This window comes from Candidatus Cyrtobacter comes (assembly GCF_034470605.1).
Classification (GTDB): domain Bacteria; phylum Pseudomonadota; class Alphaproteobacteria; order Rickettsiales; family Midichloriaceae; genus Cyrtobacter; species Cyrtobacter comes.
This window is the reverse complement of record NZ_JARGYT010000001.1, coordinates 1-23,905: the sequence shown is the minus strand read 5'-3', so window position 1 is coordinate 23,905 and position 23,905 is coordinate 1. Positions and strand designations below refer to the sequence as shown.

Sequence of the window (23,905 nt, the reverse complement as noted above, 5' to 3'; positions counted from 1 at the left end):
TATGTCTTTTGTTCCAGTAGTAGTAGAGCAAGGCTCTAAGATAGAAAGATCTTTTGATATATACTCAAGGTTACTTAGGGACAGAATAATATTTGTCACTGGCGAAATAGAAGATAGAATGTCTTCTATTATTGTCGCACAGCTTCTTTTTTTAGAAGCCGAAGACCCAGAAAAGGACGTTTTTTTATATATAAATTCACCAGGAGGTGTTATAACTTCCGGTCTTGCCATATATGATACAATGCAGTACATAAAACCAGATGTGGTCACTATATGCATTGGTCAGGCATGTTCTATGGGCTCTGTACTATTAACTGCCGGTACTGGTGGAAAGCGCTTTGCACTCCCACATTCCAGGATCATGATACATCAGCCACTTGGCTCATGTAAGGGTCAAGCCACTGATATGGAAATACAGGTTGGCGAAATTACTAGAATGAAAAAAATGCTAAATGGCATATATCTTAAACATACCTCATCTCCTCTTTCTGAAATAGAAAAAAAGATAGAGAGAGATAGTTTTATGCCACCACAAGATGCTCTTTTATTTGGCTTAGTAGATGGTATTGTGGAGAAAGCTGAGGACGTAAGGAAAAAATTATCTTTTTAAACAGATCAAATGGCTTCATCATGTTCCTTTTGTGGCTCATTCCATGAAGAGCCGCATACACTTCTTTCAGCTAGCAGATCTTCTGATGTATTCATATGCAGAGATTGCGCACAAAAAGCGAAGTATGCGTTTGATCAAGCACATACTCAACAATCCTCTAAGCGTACTGAAAGTGTACCGACCCCTAAAAAAATATATGAATTTTTAGATTCTTATGTTATCGGCCAATCCAATGCTAAAAAAACACTCGCGGTTGCCGTATATAATCACTATAAAAGGGTTTACAGCTCATTTACAGAAGACGAAGTTAGCAAATCAAATGTGCTTTTGATAGGCCCAACTGGTTGCGGCAAAACCTTACTTGTACAAACTATAGCCAAATTATTGGATATACCATGCGCCATTACAGATGCAACCTCTCTTACTGAAGCTGGATATGTTGGCGAAGATGTTGAGACAATCTTAACAAGATTATTACAAGTTGCGGGATATAATAAAGAAAAAGCCGAAATAGGTATTATCTTTATAGATGAAATAGATAAAATATGCAGAAAGCAGGACGGCCCATCAATCACTAGAGATGTATCTGGCGAGGGCGTACAGCAAGCGCTACTAAAAATCATGGAAGGAACAGTTGTTGCAGTTCCACCTCAAGGCGGAAGAAAACATCCACAACAAGAATTTATACAGCTAAATACATCCAATATTCTCTTTATATGTGGCGGGGCATTTGAAGGACTTGAAAAAATTATTTCTGGGAGGATTAATAAAATTAGAATAGGCTTTGGATCCGATGTGAAGAAAGCTTCCATAGAAGATATAATTTCTAAAGTGACAGTAGAAGATTTGATTAAATATGGATTCATACCAGAATTTATAGGTAGACTACCCGTTATAACTACAGTCTCTCCTTTAAGTGAAGAGGCTCTGATTGACGTATTAACAAAACCTAAAAATGCTATACTTAAACAATACGAAACTTTGTTTAAGATAGATGGTATATCGTTTAAGTTTGAACATGATGCGCTAGCAATTATAGCTAAAAGAGCAATAGAAAGAAAAACTGGTGCACGTGCACTCCGGTCTATACTTGAAAATACTTTACTTGATACAATGTTTAATGTTCCAAGCGAGAAAGAAAATATATCAGAAGTAATTTTAACAAGAGATTCAGTTGAGGGGAAAACCCAACCTATCGTGATTAGAAAAACAGATTGAGCAATATATACATTGTTTGTTACATAATTTGCAAAGTTATGTAACAAACATTAATAAATTTTGCCTCTCTAGGAACTTCATTACAGCTGAGTTATTGTCTTAAATCAATACATTAAATTATTTATTAAGCCATTTCTTGATGCACTATCTTTCGATTTGATAGCTCGTAAAGCTCTGTTCTCTCTCATTATATAGCTAAAGCGTTACAAAAAGATCATAAATAAAGCAATTTTTTGTTTGGCATAAGCACATTTTTTCTCAATTGGCAGGAGAGTAAATATGGATGACCACAATCATATTCTTTTTATTAGCTATATAGGCATCGCTAACCTACGATTGAAGGAAATGCATTATTGTTAAAAAAAGCAAAAGTAGAGAATTTTCTATCCATTGGCCTTACGTTTTATTTGACGGTGCAATCTAGCCAAGTAACATATTATGGTTTTTATACTACACCAAAGACGTTTCTGATCTATGGCCGTTTATTTGATGCTCGCATATCTACATCATAAATAATCACTTATAATATATAATTTTGTTGCATTCACGTAACTCAAATTACTCTGCTACATACCTGGGTGTAATTTATACTTTGCGTAATCTCCAGTACGAAAAAACGCCAGCATTGCATTTTTGCAAACCATCTATAGCTAAGTCAATATAAAGCGTCATATAAAATAGGAGTTAAGAAGCTATAGCAATATTGTTGCGCCATTTTATACTATCTTAGCTATAATATCTTCTTAAGCCACTCTTTACAGCCTTTTTACAATAACCGTTTTATTGGCGCTTTATCAGGCATCACTTGTAGATCAATTATTGCGTAGTAATGCAATTATATAGCCAAATCAACATAAAAGAGTGACATAGATAACTTTGCAAATACTTTAGTTATCATTGAGTTAAGTGTAGCAAAATGACTCATTATATAATCATTTTATACAGCTTTAGCTATATAGCCTTTATCTGCGGAGTAGTGATTATACAACCACAATACGGACACTTTAATTTCTTCTTTTGCAAATATTTAACATTGATATAAATCATTGGATGTTTTGAATCTTTATCCTTACCAAAACATCTTATTATGCTTTTTTCCATTTTTCACATCTTAAATAACAGTAGGATTATTTCATACCGGCTCAAGCCTTGCACCAGAGATAATAGATTAACGTTATAGACAAACAAAAAATTGAGTAATATGGATACGGCAGGGGATACGGCAGGAGATATTTTTTAATTGCCGCTCCCTTTTAGCTCCCTTCTATGTCGAAGATACTTAAATTTAATAAAATCACATATCATCATATTCATTTTGTAGATATATTATGGGAATCTTATATAAATACCGCATCAATTCCCAAAGCATTTTAGCAGACCTCTCAATGCAACGTACAAAACACATTGCACCTTAATCACTGATAGAAGCTCCATATATAATTCAACAAAACCAATGAATTAAAATTTAAAGATCAGAAGGATATAACCTTTTGTCCATTAACTTCTCATTTTTAAAATCGATTGTAACCTGTAAAAAATTCAAGACCTTTATTAACAATATTTAACACTTTCCACTATGAGCGGCTATCTTGAAAATATTGATATAAATGTTTATTTTTAGAATAATGGCATACCACTCATATATCTTGCTTTTGGCAAGCCTATCATTTTTAAAATAGTAGGCGCTATATCATATAATGCACCGTTTTTCATCTTTATATCTCTTTCCCCTATATAAAATAATGGAACTGGGTTTATAGTATGTGCAGTATGCCGCTGATTATTCTTTTCATCAAACAGATTTTCTATATTTCCATGATCAGAAGTAATTAGAATATCAGTACCTTTTAAGCTTATACAAATTTTATTTAAGCATTCATCTATCACCTCACATGCCTTTTTTGCTGCCTCAAAATTACCTGTATGACCAACCATATCAAGATTAGCAAAATTAATACATATAAAATCATAATTTCTTGCCTCATTGATTAATCTATCCGTTAATTCATACGCTGACATCTGTGGCATTAAATCATATGTAGAAACTTTTGGTGAGTTAATAAGTATTCTATCTTCCGCGATAAATGGATCTTCTAATCCACAATTTAAGAAATAAGTTACATGAGCATACTTTTCAGTTTCGGCCATTCTTAGTTGCTTACATCCTGCTTCTGATAAAATTTGCCCTAAACTTCCACTTATAGATTTTCTTGGAAAGAGAACAGGTATTTTTTTATCCAACTCCTTTGAACAACCAGACATACTCGCAATATTTAAATACCCATTATCAACAAACATTTGCGCAAGCTGCCTTATTCTATCTGCTCTAAAGTTGCAAATTATAATCCCATCTTTCTTTTTTATACCACTAAAACCCTCATGACACGCAGGAACAATAAATTCATCATATACAGTGTTTTTATATGAGCACTCTATATACTCAATACAGTCTGTAAAATACTCCTCACAAGACCCAGATAATAAGGAATAATATTTCTCAGTCTTATCAATATTATTATCTCTATCCATCGCATAATACCTACCTGAAACACTGGCAATTTTCACATCTTGTTTCTTTGCATTTTTCATATACAGAATAGAACTCTTTGGGCTAGTATCCCTACCATCTGTTATAGCATGTAAAAACACCTTCTTACCTAATGCTTCAATAGTTTTAGAAAGGTATAAGAGATGATCTATATGTGAATGCACACCACCATCTGATAAAAGTCCCACCAAGTGTAGATCACCACTCTTCTGAATTAACTCCTTAAATACAGAATTGGAATTAATTCCTAAGATCTCATCAGTTATTCTTACCAAATCTTGCTTGATTATTCTACCACTGCCTATTGTCATATGGCCTATTTCGGAATTTCCTACTTGCCCATCTGGCACACCTACGTCAACCCCAGATGCACTAAGTAATGCAAAATGCTTAGCAAATAATGAATCTAAAAATGGTGTGTTTGCATGGTATAGCGGATTAAATCTAGTATCACTAGAATACCCAAAACCATCAACTATACATAGTAGAACGCTCATTTATATAAACAACAAGAATGTTATTACTTTATAAAGTTTTTATTTTATAAAATGAATAATCCATGAAATCAGCAGAATTAGAGACTACTATCATATAGTAAGGTAGTCAGGATGATCAATATTCACCTTGTATAGCCAGCGCAAAAAACTCTAACACCTATTTATTTATAAGATAGAAAGGTATCTTTTCTACAACCCCTCACAACCTATACAAATTTCATCACATATTAACTTTCTAAACATCTCCCCGTTATATCACACATTATATATTAATGATCAATTTCTTGAGACAAATACAGAAATAGATTCCATAATCTTAGAATGCATTGAGATGGTATCGCATCTATAAAAATTCTCTATTGAGGACTCTAATATATTTTCAGAAAAGGCATGCTCTCCATCAAATTCTGTAATTATTTTATTTAAATCAAAGTTAGCAGAAGCTAATTTCACATTTAAATCTAAAAAAATCTTTCTCATTTTTGCAGGCAGACTAACTTCTATACCAAGAAGTGAGGCTATAGAATTTATGATTTCACAGTCGTTCCTAGCTTCACCAGGCGGGTAAACCGCCATATTAGTTTGCTGGATGACACCCTCTGTATTAACAAACGACGATGTCTTTTCTACATACGCAGAGCCAGGAAGAATTAAATTAGCCCTCCTTGCAAGCTTAGTGCCGTGATGCCCTTGATATATTACAAAAGAATGATCAGGAATTAAAGATACATCAAGGTTATCAGAAGCTAAAAGAATTAATACTTCTGAATTTTTTAATATTCCTGCAACACCAAGATCCTGATTGAGGAAACCTATATCCAACCCCCCTACTCTTGAAGCTGATCTTTGCAGGATGTTGAAACCATTCCAATCCTCTCTGACAATATTGTAATTTTTTGCTATCCTTAATGCGTAATATAAAAATGATTTATAATCATCCCTACCAAATACTGAAGATCCGAGGATAATCACAGGATTGGAGGCGTTTTCTAACTTCTTACAAAAAGAATGATTACCTGCAGCTATATCTTTTAATATATCACCCTTGTCACCTAAGAAATCGTACTCATAATTGAGCAAACATTCCTTTCCTATCAGGGCCACTTCCATTTTATTCTCAACATATGCTTTTCTTAATCTAGCATTAATAATGCTAGCTTCTATTCTCGGATTGCTACCTACAATTAGGCATAAATCCGCTTTCTCTAAATCAGATATTTTAGTACCAAACGTATATAACCCCCTATAGCTATTTGAGATTTGAGAAAGATCATCTCTACAGTCATACATTTTGCTACCAAGGGATTCAAGAAGATTCTTAGTAGAGAACATAGTTTCAAGATCTGTAAAATCACCTGCAATAGCCCCAACCTTATCACCAGAATCAGTGATTCTCTTACGGGCAATCTCCAAAGCCTCATCCCATGAAATTTCAACCCTACTTACGCCTGTAAGCAGCATAGGCCTATCTAATCTCTGATACCTTAAGCCATCAAATGCGAATCTTGTTTTATCTGATATCCATTCTTCATTTATAAGGTCATTCCTTCTAGGTAATATCCTCATCACCTCCCCTGCTCTACTATCAATCCTTATATTACTTCCAACCGCATCCATAACATCTATAGATTCAGTCTTTTTTAATTCCCAGCTCCTAGCTTTATATGCATAAGGTTTAGAGGTAAGCGCACCTACCGGGCATAAATCCACTATATTACCAGATAACTCAGATTTGATTGAATTTTCTATATATGCAGAAATTGCCATATCTTTCCCACGCCCTATAGCACCAAGCTCCTCTGTACCGGCAATTTCCTCTAAAAATCTTACGCACCTTGTGCAATGTATGCAACGTGTCATATTGGTCTGTATTAGCGGCCCCATATCTTTATCCGCCACAACTCTTTTTTCTTCCTCAAATCTACTATAAGCCCTACCATACTTTACGGCTTGATCCTGAAGATCGCACTCACCCCCCTGATCACATATAGGGCAATCAAGTGGATGGTTAATTAATAAAAACTCCATCACCCCCTCGCGCGCTTCTTTTACTTTTGCAGTATTAGTATGTACCACCATACCATCTACTACTGGCTGGGCACAACTTGCTACTGGCTTAGGTGTTTTTTCAATTTCCACTAAGCACATCCTACAATTACCTGCTATCTTCAATTTTTCATGATAACAAAATCTAGGTATTTCCACACCTGCAAGCTCACAAGCCTGCATAACAGTTGTACCTTGTGAGACCAAGACCTCCATCCCATCTACAAATAGCTTTGGCATTAGCGATAACCGGTAATTAAGCAAAAAACTTGTAATAAAGTATTTATAGAATACCTATCACATCATATCAAGAAGGGCTATTAAGGATATATACCCACATCAACCAAGAGTAATATATTTAGTTACTTGTATATCCTTATAGATGTGCTGTTATATATCAATGGACTTTATATTTTATACTTATGATTTTACTTATATCCCAATTTTTCTAATGTAATACTTTGCATATTATAATGTGAGTATTATATGTACTTACGTAATGTTAGTGCTGATGCCGTATTACCGAATGGTCATTCACTTTTATCTGATACCTGCCTGGTAATTAGAGCACTATCGTTATTACATAGTAATATTTTATATAATGCCAGGCGAGTTAGTTTTACATAATAATAATAATAATAATAATAATAATGATGATGATAGCAGTGAATTAAGGCTATATGATTTAGAGGACAGGCTGAATGCTGATGCAGACTATCTTTATCGCTATTCAGACTCGAGAGCTGGTCCATTAACCTTGTGGCAATTGCTGTCTGGCTCATATTCAGGACACGCAATAGATGGTGAGATTGGTGCAATAGATGGTGAGATTGGTGCAATAGATGGTGAGATTAATGAAATAAATGTATTTGATATGAAAACTGGGAACCCTACAAAGAATAGCACTGAATCACAGAGCGGTTTTGAACAATACATCAAACAGATAGATGAAGCACAGAGCGCTAATGAGCGAAGGGACATTATAGAGAGACTTTTAAGGATTGATAAAAGTGGAGGCTCCATTTTCTCCAAACTTATTGCGTTACATTTCACAATACCGCAGCATAATAGTTATTACTCAAAATTAACCACCGAACTATCTGCAACAACTAATGCATTTATATCTGGGCTCGCATCACATAATAACACACACGAAGCATGTTACAAATTTTTACAAAAAGTTGGAATATCATCACTTGCTAAACTACCAAAAGAAACTCTTACAGCAGTATTAACTAAAATTACCGAGGATCAATATTTTAAGAAATTTTTAACAGAAAACAAATTAGAGCTTGATGAGCTAATTATAGAATTAATAAAAAAAAATAGGCAAGATATGCTATTCCTTCTTAATAATGGCAAGATGCTCGTTTTTGGGAATAGCAGTACTTCTAATGTGGAAAAAATTTTACTGGCGCTACAAGGTACTAAAGATATTGAAATAATATCTTTAGTGATCAACGCGCTTACAAAATGCGATGGTCTTAGCATACCAATCGGAAAGGTATCTTCTAAAGAAACCATTCTTCGCATCATAGCCGCTGATAAAGCAAATTTAGAAAATGATAAGCCACCATTTATTAATCTAGATAAAATTGGTGATTTTCTAACCAACAATAATATTGATAGCGATACAAAACAAATTCTTCTTTTACATTTATTTTCAGGAGATAGATTTATTAAAGGTATTACGAATCATATTGATGATATCCTTCACTACGTTAAGGAACAGAAAATGTTCCTAGCCAAACAAAAAGATAGCAAACAAGAACCGTTTTTATACCAAATAATCCGCTGGGATTATTTGCATAAAGCTATCCCCGCTTCAATTTGGGTAGGTTTAATTCATGCACTAAATTTATCGAGTAATCAATTTGAGCTTTATTCTGTTCTTGTCTCTCATGCAAATCATAGAGGAGCAAAAGCTGATGATGTATTTTTGGAAAATACATTAAGTCAATTTATAGATGGCGCTTCGCGCTGTGAAGGTTTAACGGAAGTAGCTAGAGTTCTTGAACAATTCCAAAGACATAATGGTATTGATATCATTACGAATGAGCGCTCTGGTTTTTTTGCTAATAAAACCAGTATTTATGATATGTTTTATGAGTTTTTATTGAATGAATCAAAATTATTAGAATACGCTCTCAAAAATTCTAATGATCCGGAAAAAATGCTTAAAGATTCAATTACTGATGATAGAATAAAAGAGCTCTTAAAGATGTTACCAATAGATGAGCTAAGAGAAAAATTTCAGCTAATGGTAAAAATATTAGGCAAAGATTCTGCCTTTCTTAAAAGAATAGTGAGGATAAGTTTGGCTGAGAATCATATAGGTATCATTACGTTAGCTTTAGAAGCGAATATAATTAAATACAAAGATGTGATAGATTCATATAAATCTAATACAAAACCGTTCCCACATGTATTATTAGAAAATTTACTTAAACCATGCCTTCAATACGTTGAAGATTGCGAAGAGAATATTCTGCATATCGTAGCTAAGAAGGGAGATCTTCAAACAATGTTAGTTATATTACAGCTTAATATTAAGCTTGCTGAACATAAAGAAGGCGTAGTATCCCCGTTTAAATACCTAGCCGCATATGGGCCTACAGGTGATGATACTAAACCATTATACGAGCAAATAGTGAAGTTAGCAGGCAATATAAAGGATCAAGATATATATATAACCGCTTACCATAAAAATCGTAATTTATTAGATGAGTTATTACTACGGGATGGCTTAAGCATGGAGATAACAAAATGCTTAATGAATGAAGCAGCCGCAGTAAATGATTACGAATTTCTAATATGTTTAATGGAAAAATCCCCTAGCAATTACAAACGAATTCAGCTTGAGAGAGAATATAAAACACTCATAGTTAACGCATTAAAATATGATGCAAAGAATAATACATCTTTTGCATTAAAGATGATAAGACTCACCTCTACAGAGCTAGATGCAGAGAAAACAGATCAACCATTAAATATATTACAAGCCGCTATTTATGAGAAAAATTTTGATTTAGCAAAATTATTAATTGAAGACCCTAGGTTTAGTTTAATAGGTATGCAGGCTGATAGTATATTTCAAATTTTTAATATAACCCCTGCACCAAAAGAAATAATGGAGATAATGGAGATGCTAATTACACAAAAGAAAATAAATCAAAATTCTTTGATCTCCGGAATAATCGATGGAAAGAACGCGGAATTTACACTACTTGCATATCTAATATCAAATAATGACCCAGCAATAAACACTCAATTAATAAAAGCGCTACTTCATGAACCATCTACTCGCGTGGAAGAAATAGTTAGATATAATGGTCAAACTATGGGTATACTAGATTTATTAAAAAATGAATTACTAAGGTGCGAAACAGATTACCAGAAAGCTTCTGAAGAATGTACACAAAACCCACCTCAACAAAACATTCAAAAAAAGATTAAAGAATTACATGAGCTAATTGCAGAAACTCTCTTATATAAGGAAGGAGATATTCAAAAAGTACTAATAAAAGGTTTTCGTGCGGATCATTTCGTGTATTTATCACCGCTTATCGCCCCATCATATAAACAAGAGCTTTTTAATAAGCAATTTACGAAAGAAGATATGCCAGATTCAGATTTCAGCTTATTTTTAGATTCCATACTAGGAAATGATAATATTGACCAAGGGTTAGATTTTATAGAACAAGATATACTTAGTAAGCTGCATACGCTTAGCGAACAAAGAGTTAGTATATTAGTTAATTCATTAATTAGGCAGCCAGTGGAAGATGTTTCTAAAACCGAAAGGATTATAAAGATGCTCGATATAATAATGAATAAAACTAATAGGAGCATGCCAAGCTTTGTCATTGATGAAATTACCCCATTACATTACGCAGCAGCTAGTGGCTCTAGTTTAATTTTTCATTATGTTTTAGAAAAATATAACAATAATCCCTATCAAGATTCTATGCTGCTATATTATGCATACTCAGGATTTAATATTGGGATAGTGGAAAAGGTCGCACAGATGCTAAAACATCCTCATAAAGATTTTATAACGGTTGATAAATTTAGTAATAATGTATTGCATGTAATGGCAACTATACAGAATGAAAAATTTAATCCCGATATTAAGCAGCTATTCGATAAAGCACTTGCTGCTAATGTGCCTATTAATGCAAAAAATCACCTGGGGTTAACACCACTAATGCTTGCAGTAGCTTCTAGGAATGAAAATATGGTTAGATTAATGCTAGAGAGCAAAAATATAAATCTGGAAGCGCAAGATAAGAGTGGAAATAATGCCTTAATGATCGCAGTTCAATCTGGCAATCCTAGCCTAGTTGATCTGCTACTTAAGTGCGGCGCAAATGTAAATGCCACTAATAAAAATAAAATTACCGCACTAGCTTTCTGTATGGGGGTAGATAAAGACAAAAACATCATATGGTTAAAGCATGAAATCGCCAGAATTCTACTTCAATATGGAGCAAAGGTTGATTTTACTGGTAGTATAAACTTTTTTGAATTGTGCTTAGGGGCTATAAGTAAATTTTGGGTAAATTTTGCAATATCAAGAATAATAATCACAGTCTCTTCATATACTATAGGGGTTTTCTCTACACATGCACATGGACTTGTTAGTACATTTTTTGATAAAATTTTCGCAAAACAAACTGGAAATAAAGTAGCTAAAATGACAAGACAATTTGTGCTTGATGCATTATCCGCTAATAAAGATAAATTTGATTTGCAGGATTTATTCCTAGTTGGCGCATTTAATCGCGGCAAATTTGGAAGCATAATATGTGGCTTAAAGCTAGAAGATAAAATTAAGGAGGTGGGCATTTATGGTGATGGGGCAATTTTTACTAGTAGCCGCATAACAGCCGAATATATAAATGCAAATAGATATCATATTCTTCGCTCAATAATTACACAGGCACAAAATATCAAACATGAGCTCAATGGATGGTGGGCACTATTTGGAATGGGAAATGTGGCACTAGATACACTACTTAATGAATTAAAGGTAGTTTATTCCCAGATGATAGCGCAAGATACTGAAAATTCACGCTGCTACTTAAACAATTCTGAATTTGCAGCGCTCTTAAATTCAATTGATGACATACTCTACTCAACTCATAAGATGACAGATGAGCAAATAGCATCTTTAGAGAGACTACTTCAGGAAATTTATGAAGGTAAAATCTTGATTAAAGATTTTGATGACCTCATTCATATATTAGAATTAAGGGATAAATTAACAAACCAGAAGCTAAGAAAACAAAAAGACCAAAATCATGGTAATATAATCCACGAAAACCTCTCGCAATTATTAGATAATGTTTATAATAATGAGCAAGATGATCTAGCTATAAAAGTAACTAACTCAAGAAGTTACGCCATACAATTAAAAAATAATTATGCGGGAAATACAAATGATGCACCGTGGAAAGATCATACCCATTCAACAAAAAAGAGAAGTATATTTGTTGTAAAGACAGCAGATGCTATTGGGTATATAGCTGGCTCTGCAGCTGAAGGAGCGCATGTAGCACTCTCATGGTATCTGAGTGACAATAAAACACATAAATTAAGCCTTCAAATACTATACCTAGGCACCGCAATATATGAATTAAGTACAAAGGCAAAAGATTTGGCAGGCTGGGGCTTTCAAATGTGTAAAAAGGGCCTTAACTTCACAAGTATGCACTCAACACATGTATTAGCGCAAGGAAGCTTTTTTGACTTATTTGAGCGTAACAGTGTTTATAAAGTTAAACAACAAGACAATATAATACCAGTTACTGAGCAAGCTGCTATAGCCATACCGGCAGCAATAGAAGCTCAAAGAAGCTTTAGCTTTAAAAGAAGCTTTAGCTTTAAAAGAAGCTTATATGATCGCATGATAGTGAGTCAGGCCATGGGGCGATAATGGCAAAAATAATTATGAAGAATATATAGCTAAGATAGTATAAAATGGCACAATAATTGCTCCAGCTTTTATATGACGTTTTATACGGATTAGCTATATAGCCGTTTTATTTGAGATGGCATATTTAATAATATTCCTTACGTTACAGCGTATTAGCCTCAGCTTGAGATGGCATACTTAATAATATTCCTTATATTACAGTATATTAGCCTTATTATGCTAATTTAACTTAAATAACTATAGCTTTGGAATGAAATTTTACTTAACGAGTTGAATGATTGATATAACTACTTCAAGTGAGAAAAAGTGCAGAACTATGCACAAATAAAAAAGGCGGGGAGAATTAACCCACCGCCTCTTCACATCTCTAGCTCAAAAACCCTAAAAACCTTGATTTTATAAGGTATATATCACTAGATATTCATTACCAAGCGTATCCAACAGCTAAGCCAAGACCATGAACAAATGAGTTATTCACATTACCTGAACCAGCAGTATCAGTCTTCGCATCAACAATTTTAGTAGCAGCATTTATATAGTCTATTTTATAAGCTACAGTTGCAGAAAACCCACTTTCATGATGCCAGAAAGCACCAAGAGATGCGCCACCAGTCAAGCCAAATGAACCATATTTATTATCTTTATCCTCAGTTTTTGCAATTGTGAAGAATTCCTTATCCTTTTGGCCATATTGATATGTAATCTCGCTAGCTGCCGCACTTTTGGAAGCACCGCCACCAACAGAAAGCTGCCCAACTAGGCCGAAGCTATCATTAATTGCAAATTCACCAATCACAGAACCCTTAACACCAAAGGTATCTACTTTCAGCTCAACCTCTGTTTTAGTGTCAGCGGTCTTGCCGTTTACTACTTTACCTGAAAACGAGCCATAATAGCCTTCCACACCAACTTTCACGCCATCTGTAATCTCAAAAGCTACACCAAGTGTTCCAACAGGGCCATTAAACTGTTTACCAAACCCATCTGCAAATTTGACTTCTTTGCTATCTACTGCCTGGCCATCAGGACCTTTTAACCCATCAGTACTTGATGCAAGTTTACCAAGACCATAGCTTGAAAGATAACTGCCGCCTGCAAAAACAGAAAAACCGCTCTTATCACTATCTTCAGAAAGGGCTAATGCAAAATTTGCTGAAGAAAATGCAGCAATAGCACCAACCAATACAAGTTTCTTATTCATTATTTAAAATTTAGAAATAAAATTCGATGTATTAATTATCAAACAGCATATGTATATGCAACCAGGATTTGACGTAATAGTGCGGATTATTTTCTTAGTGTGGTATTCTAGCGACAGATTAATATTTGAAGAATGGTATAATTATAGCCGTAATATTGTGAATTATATATATAATTATCGCCGTATATACGATGTTTCTAGCGACAACACACATCCATCTTGCAAAATACATTTCAAATAATATAACTCTTCATTATCGAATCTACTCATAATTTGTTGTCATATTACTATTTCAGGCCACAACCCTAATTAACAAAAAGATAATAAAGAAAGGATTATATTTAACCTCACTATACTTTTATTCTTTAAATAATACTTATTGCCTTGGCTGTGAAGCAACGATAGTAGTTAGGAAGTAGCTTTTGTAAATTTGACGCATAGGCACATTAATTACTTATTTTTACTTTTAGGCCTTGTAACTTCTAAAAGTCTTACTATATCGGCGTTGAGGTTCATTTATTTTTATCTAAGAAATGAGTAGCGTTATAGGTATAGATCTTGGCACCACAAATTCATGTGTTGCCGTTATGGAGGGAAAGCAAGCCAGAGTTATAGAAAATTCTGAAGGTGCTAGGACTACACCCTCTATATTTGCAAAAACAAGTAGTGGTGAAAGACTTGTTGGGCAGGCTGCAAAAAGGCAGGCAGTCACCAATCCACAAGGGACAGTTTATGCAGTGAAACGTCTAATAGGTAGAAGATTCAAAGATAAAGAAACAAAAGACTTTATATCAAAGGTACCTTTTAATGTTGTTGAATCTACTAATGGAGATGCATGGGTTAAAATTTCAGACCAAACCATGGCCCCTAGCCAGATTTCTGCAGAGATCTTGCTAAAAATGAAAAAAACTGCAGAAGATTTCCTTGGAAAAAAAGTTGATAAGGCGGTTATTACGGTACCAGCGTATTTTAATGATTCACAAAGACAAGCTACAAAAGATGCTGGAAAAATAGCTGGACTGGACGTACTTAGAATAGTAAACGAACCTACCGCAGCAGCAATGGCATATGGCTTTGAAAAAAAGGGCTCAAAAACTATAGTTGTTTACGATCTTGGTGGCGGAACATTTGATATCTCCGTTTTAGAAATGGATGATGGCGTCATAGAGGTAAAATCTACAAACGGCGATACATTTCTTGGTGGCGAAGATTTCGATTTGAGAATACAGGATTTTCTATGCAAAGAATTCAAAAATACCACTGGCGTTGATATATCAAAAGATCCACTAGCTATACAAAGACTTAAGGAAGCGGCAGAAAAAGCTAAAATAGAGCTTTCAAGCACACTGGAAACAGAAATAAATCTCCCATATATCACAGCAGATTCTACAGGACCAAAACATCTACATATAAAGATATCAAGAGCAAAATTAGAAAACCTTGTTGGTGATCTCATAGAGAGGAGTATGGGACCATGTAGAGCAGCTTTAAAGGATGCCGGCTTAACCACCGATAAGATAGATGAAGTTGTTCTAGTAGGTGGCATGACCAGAATGCCTAAAGTGATAGAAACTGTAAAAAATTTCTTTGGAAAGGAACCTAATAAAAGCGTAAATCCTGATGAAGTTGTTGCAATGGGCGCTGCAATTCAGGGAGCCGTGTTGAGTGGCGAAGTCAAGGATATGGTTCTTTTAGATGTTACCCCACTTTCTATTGGGATAGAAACATTAGGCGGCGTATTTACACCACTTATAGAAAGAAATACTACTATTCCTACTAAAAAAAGCCAGGTATTTTCAACAGCAGAAGATAATCAACACGCAGTTACCATTAGGGTTTTTCAAGGTGAAAGACAAATGGCCGCAAATAATAAATTGCTTGGGCAATTTAATTTAGAAGGAATTCCACCAGCATCTAGAGGGCTACCGCAAATAGAAGTAACATTTGATGTTGATGCAAATGGTATATTACATGTTTCTGCAAAAGATAGAGCTACTAATAAGGAGCAACGTATAACAATACAATCATCTGGTGGTTTATCAAATTCTGAAATAGATAAGATGGTTAGGGAAGCAGAACAACATGCCAATGAAGATAGTAAAAAAAGGGAACTAATAGATCTTAAAAATCAGGCAGATAGCTTAATTTACAATACGGAAAAAAACCTTAGAGAGCATTCTGCCAAACTTTCAGATAGTGAGAAAAAAGAAGTTGAAGATAAGATATCCTCATTAAAAGACTCATTATCCCTAGAAGATGCAGAAACTTTAAAATCTCAGATTCAGGCATTAACAACAGCAGCTATGAAGATAGGAGAAAAAATCTATAGCCAAACTTCTCAAAATGAGCATACTACTTCAGGTAGTGATCAAAATTCACAAAACTCTTCTAGCGATGAGGGGGTTGTGGATGGTGAATTTGAGGAAGTAAACAAAAAAGATGATAAGAACTAGAGGTATAAATTACTTTTCCGAACATGCTAAAGCCCACTCTTTCCAGAGTGGGCTTCTTCTTTCTCATTCAGATAAAATATCACACAGGTTTTTTAGTAGAAGGGGCGGATTATGCTCAGGGGCACGCAGCTCTCTTAGCTATTCAATCAATGAACGCGGTACTGATATTATACAATCTAATTTAAGCATAGCTTCTGCTGCTCTTGGTACCAAATATAACATAAAGCTTTCCATGCAAAGACATACCGCAAACTTTATGTATGTCCCATCCATTGATTGTAATACATATGATGTTCAATGCGATGCTCTGATAACTGACAAACCAGGTATTGCAATAGGGATATTTACTGCAGACTGCATTCCCATATTAGTCACAGATATAAGTGGCACTGTTATTGCCGCAATTCACGCAGGATGGAGAGGATTGATTGGCGGTGTAATAAAAAATACTATCAATGCTATGAATGTTGCCCATCATAAACTTATAGCAGCGATAGGCCCATGTATATGCAAATACAACTACGAAGTTGATTCTTATTTTAGAGAAAATTTTTTATTGCACGATAATGAATCCTCATCGTTTTTCATACCACTTTTATTCAAAGATCAAAAATATCTCTTTGATCTAAGTGGTTATGCAGCATTAATAATGAAGAGAAGCGGCGTGCAACTTATCGATAAGCTCAATATTGATACATTTTCAAACCCAGATCTTCTTTTTAGCTATAGAAGGAGCTCCAAAATAGAAACAAATGTTTACGGATGCCAAATATCTGCAATAACTATAAATTAATCAAGACTCAGAGACTATAAGCATAGACCAAAAAGCTTGAGATATTTTTATAGGTTGCAACAAAATAGTAAGAATTTACATCATGATGCTTTTACGCATCTCTAAACCTCATAGCTATAGTAAATGAACCTGGCATTTAGAGTACTGGTTAATCGAACCAACTAGACTCAAGCTTTAACTTCTATCAAGCAGCTTTATCTACTAATATACTTGATTATCTCTGGTATTCTTTATAGTCACTATAACATACCCACAATAAAAAGCTGTGAATCAATAACCAAGAACTGATTTTAAGAATAACAAGCTTGGATATGAATATTGAAATTCGGAATAATAATCAAACTTTTGGTGGAGAGAGTAGGATTCGAACCTACGTACGCTCACGCGGGCAGATTTACAGTCTGCTGCCTTTGTCCACTCGGCCATCCCTCCAATATTTAGTTTACCGTCAATTCTATACAGTACACAGGACATACAATCAATAGCCTTTCAAATATTATGATCATAATATTTGACCACCGCATATCCCAAAATATAACCAAGCCACTAATAGATTTGCTTATATCTCTACACCAACTTATCTATAACCCAAATCATTCAACTTGTTTTACAGTTGTTATAGCAGGTTTCTTAAATTCAGTATACACCTCATCTATAAAGTGCCAATTCAATATAACGCTGTGTAGAAATGTCTCCTCCATTTTTAACAAAACCACAGGCGGCTGTTCTTCAGTAAAATTCTTCATAACAATACTAGCATCATCCATTATAGCGCTATATAAGGACTTTATTTTATTCATCTTAGTTACTATTAAGTCGCTATAAGCATCATGACCATTAATATTATCGTCGTTATTATTTGCATATATGCAGATAAATAACTCTATTATTTCCTTGTTTACCATAAAGTATGGTAATATGGCCGATATAAAGACTGGTATACTGTTCATTATAGAATTAACAGTCATAAAGTTTGAATAAGATACCAAGCTTTCAATATTACTTAATTGAACAGTTGATTGGAAACGAAAATCACACAATTTTTCATATAAAGATTTTTCAAAAATCAACGCCTCTAGGCTCTTTTTAAGAAGAGAAGAAGAATGCGTTTCCATATTCCCAGCTTTAGATATAGCAACCTCAAACGCAGAAATAAATTCAGAAATTAAGCATATCTTTTTATACATATAAAAATTTAACGCCAATCTATCTATTCGTATATCATGATGAATTGGGTGTTCTGTAGTACTTACATACAGCGGCGTAACCTTATGCCATAACCTAACCAGAAAGCTCATATATAATAACTACTGTAACTAGAAACTACGCAATACGCTCAACTTATCAGGGTGATATAAGGCTTTTATTTGTATTTGTAAACAATAATATCTCTATATATTTTATTGCGTTACGCGCAGAAAAATTATACCGTTCATTACTTCAGCTTATTAATATACATATCCTAGCCGAACATACCCATCACAATACTACGCATATATCATAGTAAAAATTTTTCTCTCAATTAGATATATCACCATTCGCGAGACACATTATCTATCATATCAATTTATAGCCCATTCTTTGCACACTCTAATTAACACAAGAAATATCATGCTCAATCACATATTAAAAACCTTAGTATAAATTACACATACGATAGTTAACTTGGTATGCAAAACCAATACATTGATTAATAAATAACCACTATCATTAATTCATAATATAAGAATATATAGTAAGATCCCATGATGCATATCAGCATGCAAAATAACCCATTGTTAAAAATCAATATATTACAGAAAAATTTAGCAGGTAGAATTTTAATGACCACTAGTAACTATAACAAGATTTTCTATTGAGGTCATCACGGAAAGATAGTACAATGCGTGGCTCTGTGCATACTTTATTATTTTGATGGAGATTATAACATTTGGTTGTAGACTGAATAATTATGAAAGTGATGAAATAAATAAATTACTTGATACCAAGGGCTATACAGGCGCTGTAATTATCAATAGCTGTGCTGTAACTAAGGAAGCCGAGCGTCAACTTAGCCAAACTTTACGTAAAATAAGAAGAGAAGATCCACAAAAAAAGATAATATTAACTGGGTGCGCTTCTACAATAAACGGAAAAAAGTATGAAGAAATGGCTGATTTTATAATCGATAATAGCCAAAAATTACATATTACATCATACGAGAAAATACTCGAAAAGGAGGACAGCACTATACAAATGTTAAATAAGGCCCCGTCTAAAATAGTGGCCTTACCAAGAAGATCCAGAGCCTATATTCAAATTCAAAATGGTTGCAATCACAGCTGTACATTTTGCATAATACCACAAGGTAGAGGGGCAAGTAAAAGCATACCTGTTGGCGAAGTATATGAGAAAGTAAGGACAGCCGTTGAAAACGGCTGTAATGAAGTTGTCTTTACTGGTGTTGATATTACAGATTATGGTATTGATTTACCAGGAAAACCAACAATAACCCAACTTTTAGAAAGAATTTTACGTTTACTTCCTAATCTACATAGGCTCAGACTTTCTTCTATAGATGTTGCTGAGTTAGATGACGATTTTATTGACCTTTTTTCAAGAGAAAAGCGGCTAACGCCATATTTGCATCTTAGCATGCAAGCAGGGGATGATATGGTGCTAAAAAGAATGAAAAGAAGGCATTCTAGGAATGATATTATAACTTTTTGCAAAAAAGCAAGAGCCGCAAGACCGGACGTTGTATTTGGCGCAGATATTATATCAGGCTTTCCAACAGAAACAGACCAGATGTTCACTAATACTTTTACCTTAATTAAGGATCTTAGGATAGCGCACCTGCATGTTTTTCCGTATTCAGAAAGAGATGGAACCCCTGCAGCAAAAATGCCGCAGGTCGATAAAAGGATACGAAAAGAAAGGGCAGCCATCCTTAGAACCCTTGGCTCTGATATATTGCACGAACACTATAAGTCACAAGTTGGTAGATTAATTGATGTTATAGTAGAAGGCGGGAGAACCGGTAAGGCAGCTGATTTTTCAACTGTCAAATTAGAAGGAGATGATGTAGAGGTGGGCAAATTAATCAAGGTAAGAGTAATACGCGCACTGAGATCTAGTATCATCTGCGATACAGGTATAAATAGTCTCCACGACTTATAGTTTTAACAAACCTATAAGTTTCCAGGGTAAATGCATAAATTCGTTTGCTATTAATGGATATGCGGCACTACTATAGAAAGCTATAGATTTTATTCAAAAGAACCCTATGATCCTGAAGTATATTATTCTTGGGACGCTCTCTTACAGAAATTTTTATACACTAAACGGTATAAGCTTATGTGAGATTTACGGAGATTCAGATTTAAAAGAATTTTTAAATTACGATTTCAATACAAAATATAAATTGCATGATAAAGTATATTTGGTATACACGGATGATGGGAAGCATGAGCTTGAGGCGGACTCTGCTCTGGAGCTAATTAAAATAATGAAAGAAGGGATGAATGTGAGAGCAATTGCAAAACGGTCTTATGCACAACCAGTAATAAAAGAAAGTAATTGGCTCACAAAGGGATGATACTAAAAGTCCTTATTTCAGTTGTAGATCTATTATCGAGAGTCACGTACTACTCTCTATTACTCGTTGCATTTTTTTTTATCTCATTTCTAGGATCTATATTAATTGTAAGGAATGAGCTACCCAATCATGAGGCAATACTCAATTATAAGCCATTACGACAAGCAAGGATTTATGATAATACAGCAAACTTAGTTGATTCGATTGGTAAAGAAAATCGTGTCTATGTTAAGTATAATGATATTCCAAATCACATAATTTCAGCATTTATAGCAGCAGAAGATAAAAATTTTTATTCCCATATCGGTATAGATATCCAGAGCATTATAAGAGCCACACTACAAAGTACGCTCGCCTCATTTTCTGGTAAAAGACTTATAGGCGGCTCTACAATTACACAACAAGTTGTACGTATATTCCTATTAAATAAAGAGCGAACATTACTTAGAAAAGTAAAAGAAGCGCTGCTCGCCATTAAAATAAGTAATATATTATCAAAGGAAAAGGTAATGGAGCTGTATTTAAATGAAATTTTTCTAGGCCAGGGCTCATATGGCATACTCGCAGCCTCCACTACATATTTTCAAAAAAAATTAAAAGATATTACAGTATCTGAAGCTGCACTATTAGCATCCTTACCAAAAGCCCCTTCTTCATTAAATCCATTCATCAATAGCAAAAGAGCTAAAAATAGGAGGGATTGGATTTTAAAGAAAATGCTTAACGATGGATTTATTAGCGAAAAAGAATACAAAAATTCCATTGAGACAGATCTTGGAATTAAAACAGCCAATAAGACTCTGGAAATAAACAATCTATATTATACAGAGTTTGTTGAAAAAGAGGCAAGGAAATTAATAGGTGATGAGTTATTTGAAAGAGGTGGTATTGCCGTTAATACATACCTTGATCTAAAAACACAAAAAGCTGCGTCTGAAGCCTTGAGAAACGGTATAGAAAATCATTCAAAAAAGATGGGCTGGTATACCCCATTCTCCTCTCTTCATTCACTAAATAATTGGCAAAATCAATTATCTTTAATAAAATTACCGTGGCATTTAAGTAGATTATCAATTGCCGTCTTCTTGGGTAAAAGAGAAGGTAAAGCCCTCCTTGGTATAAAGAATGGTAACATATATGATATAACATCTAAACCAAATAATTGGATTATCAATCATCTAAAAATAGGTGATGTAGTATTATTCTCTACATCCAATGATGGTGAAATCATATTGCAACAAGACCCAAAACTTGAGGGCTCTGTAGTAGCTTTAGAGCCCTCAAGCGGCAAAGTACTAGCAATGGTAGGTGGATATGATTATAGAAAAAGCAGCTTCAATAGAGCTATACAATCAAAACGACAACCCGGATCTGTTTTCAAAACTTTTGTGTATCTTGCAGCGCTGGATAGTGGTTATGAGCCAAATTTTTTAATCTCAGATTCTCCAATCTCTGTATTAAGTGACGGATTCTCAAAAGCGTGGTCACCAAATAATTATGGGAAAAATTATTTAGGCGATATAACAATTAGAACCGCTTTTGAAAAATCTAAAAATACAGCAACTGTAAGATTGGCTCTGGAGATTGGCGTTCAAAATTTAGCAAAATATGTAGAGAAGTTTGGTTTTTCCGTGGCAGAAAATTATTCAAATTACTCAATAGCCTTAGGTACACTTGAAACATCATTAATTGATATAACCGCAGCTTATAATGTGTTTCCCAGCAATGGTACAATGCCAACACCACGATTTATAGAAAGTATATATGATGCCGATGGCAACCTACTATACAGTGATAAATTTAATATTTTTAAAAATTACGACATGCCATTTGTTTATTATCAAAATAAAAAAATAATAAATGAGGATGTTAATTTCCAGATGCTCTCAATGCTTGAGGATGTAGTACAAAGGGGAACTGCCATAAGGGCAAAACGACTTGGGCATGGTATAGCCGGGAAAACTGGAACTACTAATAATAGCTTCGATGCTTGGTTTATAGGCTTTTCATCAGATATAACTATTGGTGTTTTTGTTGGCTTTGACCAGCCAGAAACTCTAGGAAAGAAAGAGGGGGGCTATAGCATTGCACTACCAATATTTATTAACCTCATGGAAGCAATGAACTATAGTAGCAGTACATCAAAATCATTTAAAATGCCGCCAGGCATAACTCCAATTTATATAAATAAAACTACTGGAGAACCAGTATCTGTACCAGATATTGGGGCAGATACTAATGACTTAATATTGGAATTCTTTAAATCAAGTAATATTACGCCAAAAAGAAATCGAGCCGGACATCATGAAGTGAGCACAGCGTGGGACATAGTGCAATCTATAAATTAATTTCTATGCTTTTTATTATACATCACTTTTTAAAAAGCATTGTGTAGCCGTATTAACTCACTAGAACTGGTAGATAATTGTGGCAATTAAAATAAAATCAATTTTAGCCCTTTTGCATACCCCTTTCGACCCAATGATCAATATATTAACAGACCCATTCGGCAACTTCATTAAAGAATGTGATAGATGTTATCATCTTCTTTCTTCTTCAAGAGCCAATAAGCCTAGCTTTGATATAAACAAAACCCCCATCAACACAGCATTTATTTATGCGCTAGCATGCAGCCTAAGTATATACCGCTTTTACCACATGAATTGCTTACATGAGCTGCCTCGCACTCTTGGCGCCCAACCTCCTGATTAATATTAATTATTTAAACAGTACCGCATCACAATTTTAGGTCATACATATAATTGCCCATTGCTAGAGGTATCCAAATATTCGAAATTTATTGCATTGATAATATAATAATATATAGTGCTCGCGTGGGTTGAGTTAAATTTTTGCGGTCGCGTGGGTTTGTGTGTTCAATACAGCTTATTTCAAAGTATTGGCGTAAATTAGCACTAACACGTATAGGCACTGTTAACAAAGGTTTTGCCAAATAATGGAAAAGATGCAATATTATATTGGAGGCGATAAATATGGTATTTAGATGGATAAAAGGTTGTTTCC

The 23,905-nt window shown here is 34.2% G+C and carries 14 protein-coding genes and 1 tRNA gene; 8 read left to right on the top strand and 7 right to left on the bottom strand.

Annotated elements, in window-relative coordinates; translation table 11 throughout:
- Nucleotide 1 precedes the first annotated feature (1 nt).
- Nucleotides 2–610 carry an ATP-dependent Clp protease proteolytic subunit gene (locus Cyrtocomes_RS00075; RefSeq protein ID WP_322497174.1) on the top strand — a complete coding sequence of 203 codons (609 nt, stop codon included), beginning with the start codon at nt 2–4 and terminating at the stop codon, nt 608–610.
- 9 nt (nt 611–619) lie between these two features.
- Nucleotides 620–1,828 carry an ATP-dependent Clp protease ATP-binding subunit ClpX gene (clpX, locus tag Cyrtocomes_RS00070; protein WP_322497173.1) on the top strand — a complete coding sequence of 403 codons (1,209 nt, stop codon included), beginning with the start codon at nt 620–622 and terminating at the stop codon, nt 1,826–1,828.
- A gap of 951 nt (nt 1,829–2,779) precedes the next feature.
- Here the strand turns inward: clpX and Cyrtocomes_RS00065 are convergent.
- From Cyrtocomes_RS00065 to nuoG, 3 genes are all read right to left on the bottom strand, one after another.
- Entirely contained in the window at nt 2,780–2,929 is a 150-nt protein-coding gene (locus Cyrtocomes_RS00065; protein WP_322497172.1) for a zinc-finger domain-containing protein, read from the bottom strand.
- 516 nt (nt 2,930–3,445) lie between these two features.
- Nucleotides 3,446–4,873, bottom strand: coding sequence for a 2,3-bisphosphoglycerate-independent phosphoglycerate mutase (gene gpmI, locus Cyrtocomes_RS00060; protein ID WP_322497171.1), 1,428 nt, complete (start codon nt 4,871–4,873; stop codon nt 3,446–3,448).
- Nucleotides 4,874–5,149: 276 nt separating this feature from the next.
- On the bottom strand, nt 5,150–7,159 hold the full coding sequence (gene nuoG / locus Cyrtocomes_RS00055; protein ID WP_322497170.1) for an NADH-quinone oxidoreductase subunit NuoG: 2,010 nt from the start codon (nt 7,157–7,159) through the stop codon (nt 5,150–5,152).
- A gap of 361 nt (nt 7,160–7,520) precedes the next feature.
- Between nuoG and Cyrtocomes_RS00050 the strand changes: the two genes are divergently transcribed.
- On the top strand, nt 7,521–12,857 hold the full coding sequence (locus Cyrtocomes_RS00050; protein WP_322497169.1) for an ankyrin repeat domain-containing protein: 5,337 nt from the start codon (nt 7,521–7,523) through the stop codon (nt 12,855–12,857).
- A gap of 424 nt (nt 12,858–13,281) precedes the next feature.
- Here the strand turns inward: Cyrtocomes_RS00050 and Cyrtocomes_RS00045 are convergent, their stop codons facing one another.
- Nucleotides 13,282–14,058 carry a hypothetical protein gene (locus tag Cyrtocomes_RS00045; protein WP_322497168.1) on the bottom strand — a complete coding sequence of 259 codons (777 nt, stop codon included), beginning with the start codon at nt 14,056–14,058 and terminating at the stop codon, nt 13,282–13,284.
- Between the two features lie 533 nt (nt 14,059–14,591).
- On the opposite strand from Cyrtocomes_RS00045, the gene dnaK reads away from it, so the two are divergent.
- Both dnaK and pgeF read left to right on the top strand, forming a co-directional pair.
- Entirely contained in the window at nt 14,592–16,511 is a 1,920-nt protein-coding gene (gene dnaK, locus Cyrtocomes_RS00040) for a molecular chaperone DnaK (RefSeq protein WP_322497167.1), read from the top strand.
- Complete coding sequence (pgeF, locus tag Cyrtocomes_RS00035) at nt 16,498–17,304, top strand: peptidoglycan editing factor PgeF (RefSeq protein WP_322497166.1); 807 nt, start codon at nt 16,498–16,500, stop codon at nt 17,302–17,304. The genes dnaK and pgeF overlap by 14 nt, the downstream gene beginning before the upstream one ends.
- Nucleotides 17,305–17,650: 346 nt before the next feature.
- On the opposite strand, the gene Cyrtocomes_RS00030 is transcribed toward pgeF, so the two are convergent.
- Nucleotides 17,651–17,736: transfer RNA gene (locus Cyrtocomes_RS00030), tRNA-Tyr, on the bottom strand.
- Nucleotides 17,737–17,897: 161 nt separating this feature from the next.
- Nucleotides 17,898–18,602 (bottom strand): hypothetical protein, encoded by a 705-nt coding sequence (locus tag Cyrtocomes_RS00025; RefSeq protein WP_322497165.1) that lies wholly within the window; start codon nt 18,600–18,602, stop codon nt 17,898–17,900.
- Nucleotides 18,603–19,218: 616 nt separating this feature from the next.
- Between Cyrtocomes_RS00025 and mtaB the strand changes: the two genes are divergently transcribed.
- The 3 genes from mtaB (at nt 19,219) to Cyrtocomes_RS00010 (ending at nt 23,229) form a co-directional block, all read left to right on the top strand.
- Nucleotides 19,219–20,463 carry a tRNA (N(6)-L-threonylcarbamoyladenosine(37)-C(2))-methylthiotransferase MtaB gene (mtaB, locus tag Cyrtocomes_RS00020; protein ID WP_322497164.1) on the top strand — a complete coding sequence of 415 codons (1,245 nt, stop codon included), beginning with the start codon at nt 19,219–19,221 and terminating at the stop codon, nt 20,461–20,463.
- A gap of 106 nt (nt 20,464–20,569) precedes the next feature.
- Nucleotides 20,570–20,881 (top strand): hypothetical protein, encoded by a 312-nt coding sequence (locus Cyrtocomes_RS00015; protein ID WP_322497163.1) that lies wholly within the window; start codon nt 20,570–20,572, stop codon nt 20,879–20,881.
- Complete coding sequence (locus Cyrtocomes_RS00010; protein WP_322497162.1) at nt 20,878–23,229, top strand: penicillin-binding protein 1A; 2,352 nt, start codon at nt 20,878–20,880, stop codon at nt 23,227–23,229. Before Cyrtocomes_RS00015 ends, Cyrtocomes_RS00010 begins: the two co-directional genes overlap by 4 nt.
- Before the next feature lie 449 nt (nt 23,230–23,678).
- Here Cyrtocomes_RS00010 and Cyrtocomes_RS00005 read toward each other — a convergent pair.
- The coding region (locus Cyrtocomes_RS00005) for a hypothetical protein (protein ID WP_322497161.1) at nt 23,679–23,905 on the bottom strand (227 nt) is incomplete at its 5' end.

Bases quoted from the DNA above. Each gene is read 5' to 3' on its own strand.
- Cyrtocomes_RS00075 (WP_322497174.1), top strand. From the start codon at position 2: ATGTCTTTTGTTCCAGTAGTAGTAGAGCAAGGCTCTAAGATAGAAAGA.
- clpX (WP_322497173.1), top strand. From the start codon at position 620: ATGGCTTCATCATGTTCCTTTTGTGGCTCATTCCATGAAGAGCCGCAT.
- Cyrtocomes_RS00065 (WP_322497172.1), bottom strand. From the start codon at position 2,929: ATGGAAAAAAGCATAATAAGATGTTTTGGTAAGGATAAAGATTCAAAA.
- gpmI (WP_322497171.1), bottom strand. From the start codon at position 4,873: ATGAGCGTTCTACTATGTATAGTTGATGGTTTTGGGTATTCTAGTGAT.
- nuoG (WP_322497170.1), bottom strand. From the start codon at position 7,159: ATGCCAAAGCTATTTGTAGATGGGATGGAGGTCTTGGTCTCACAAGGT.
- Cyrtocomes_RS00050 (WP_322497169.1), top strand. From the start codon at position 7,521: ATGCCAGGCGAGTTAGTTTTACATAATAATAATAATAATAATAATAAT.
- Cyrtocomes_RS00045 (WP_322497168.1), bottom strand. From the start codon at position 14,058: ATGAATAAGAAACTTGTATTGGTTGGTGCTATTGCTGCATTTTCTTCA.
- dnaK (WP_322497167.1), top strand. From the start codon at position 14,592: ATGAGTAGCGTTATAGGTATAGATCTTGGCACCACAAATTCATGTGTT.
- pgeF (WP_322497166.1), top strand. From the start codon at position 16,498: ATGATAAGAACTAGAGGTATAAATTACTTTTCCGAACATGCTAAAGCC.
- Cyrtocomes_RS00025 (WP_322497165.1), bottom strand. From the start codon at position 18,602: ATGAGCTTTCTGGTTAGGTTATGGCATAAGGTTACGCCGCTGTATGTA.
- mtaB (WP_322497164.1), top strand. From the start codon at position 19,219: ATGGAGATTATAACATTTGGTTGTAGACTGAATAATTATGAAAGTGAT.
- Cyrtocomes_RS00015 (WP_322497163.1), top strand. From the start codon at position 20,570: ATGATCCTGAAGTATATTATTCTTGGGACGCTCTCTTACAGAAATTTT.
- Cyrtocomes_RS00010 (WP_322497162.1), top strand. From the start codon at position 20,878: ATGATACTAAAAGTCCTTATTTCAGTTGTAGATCTATTATCGAGAGTC.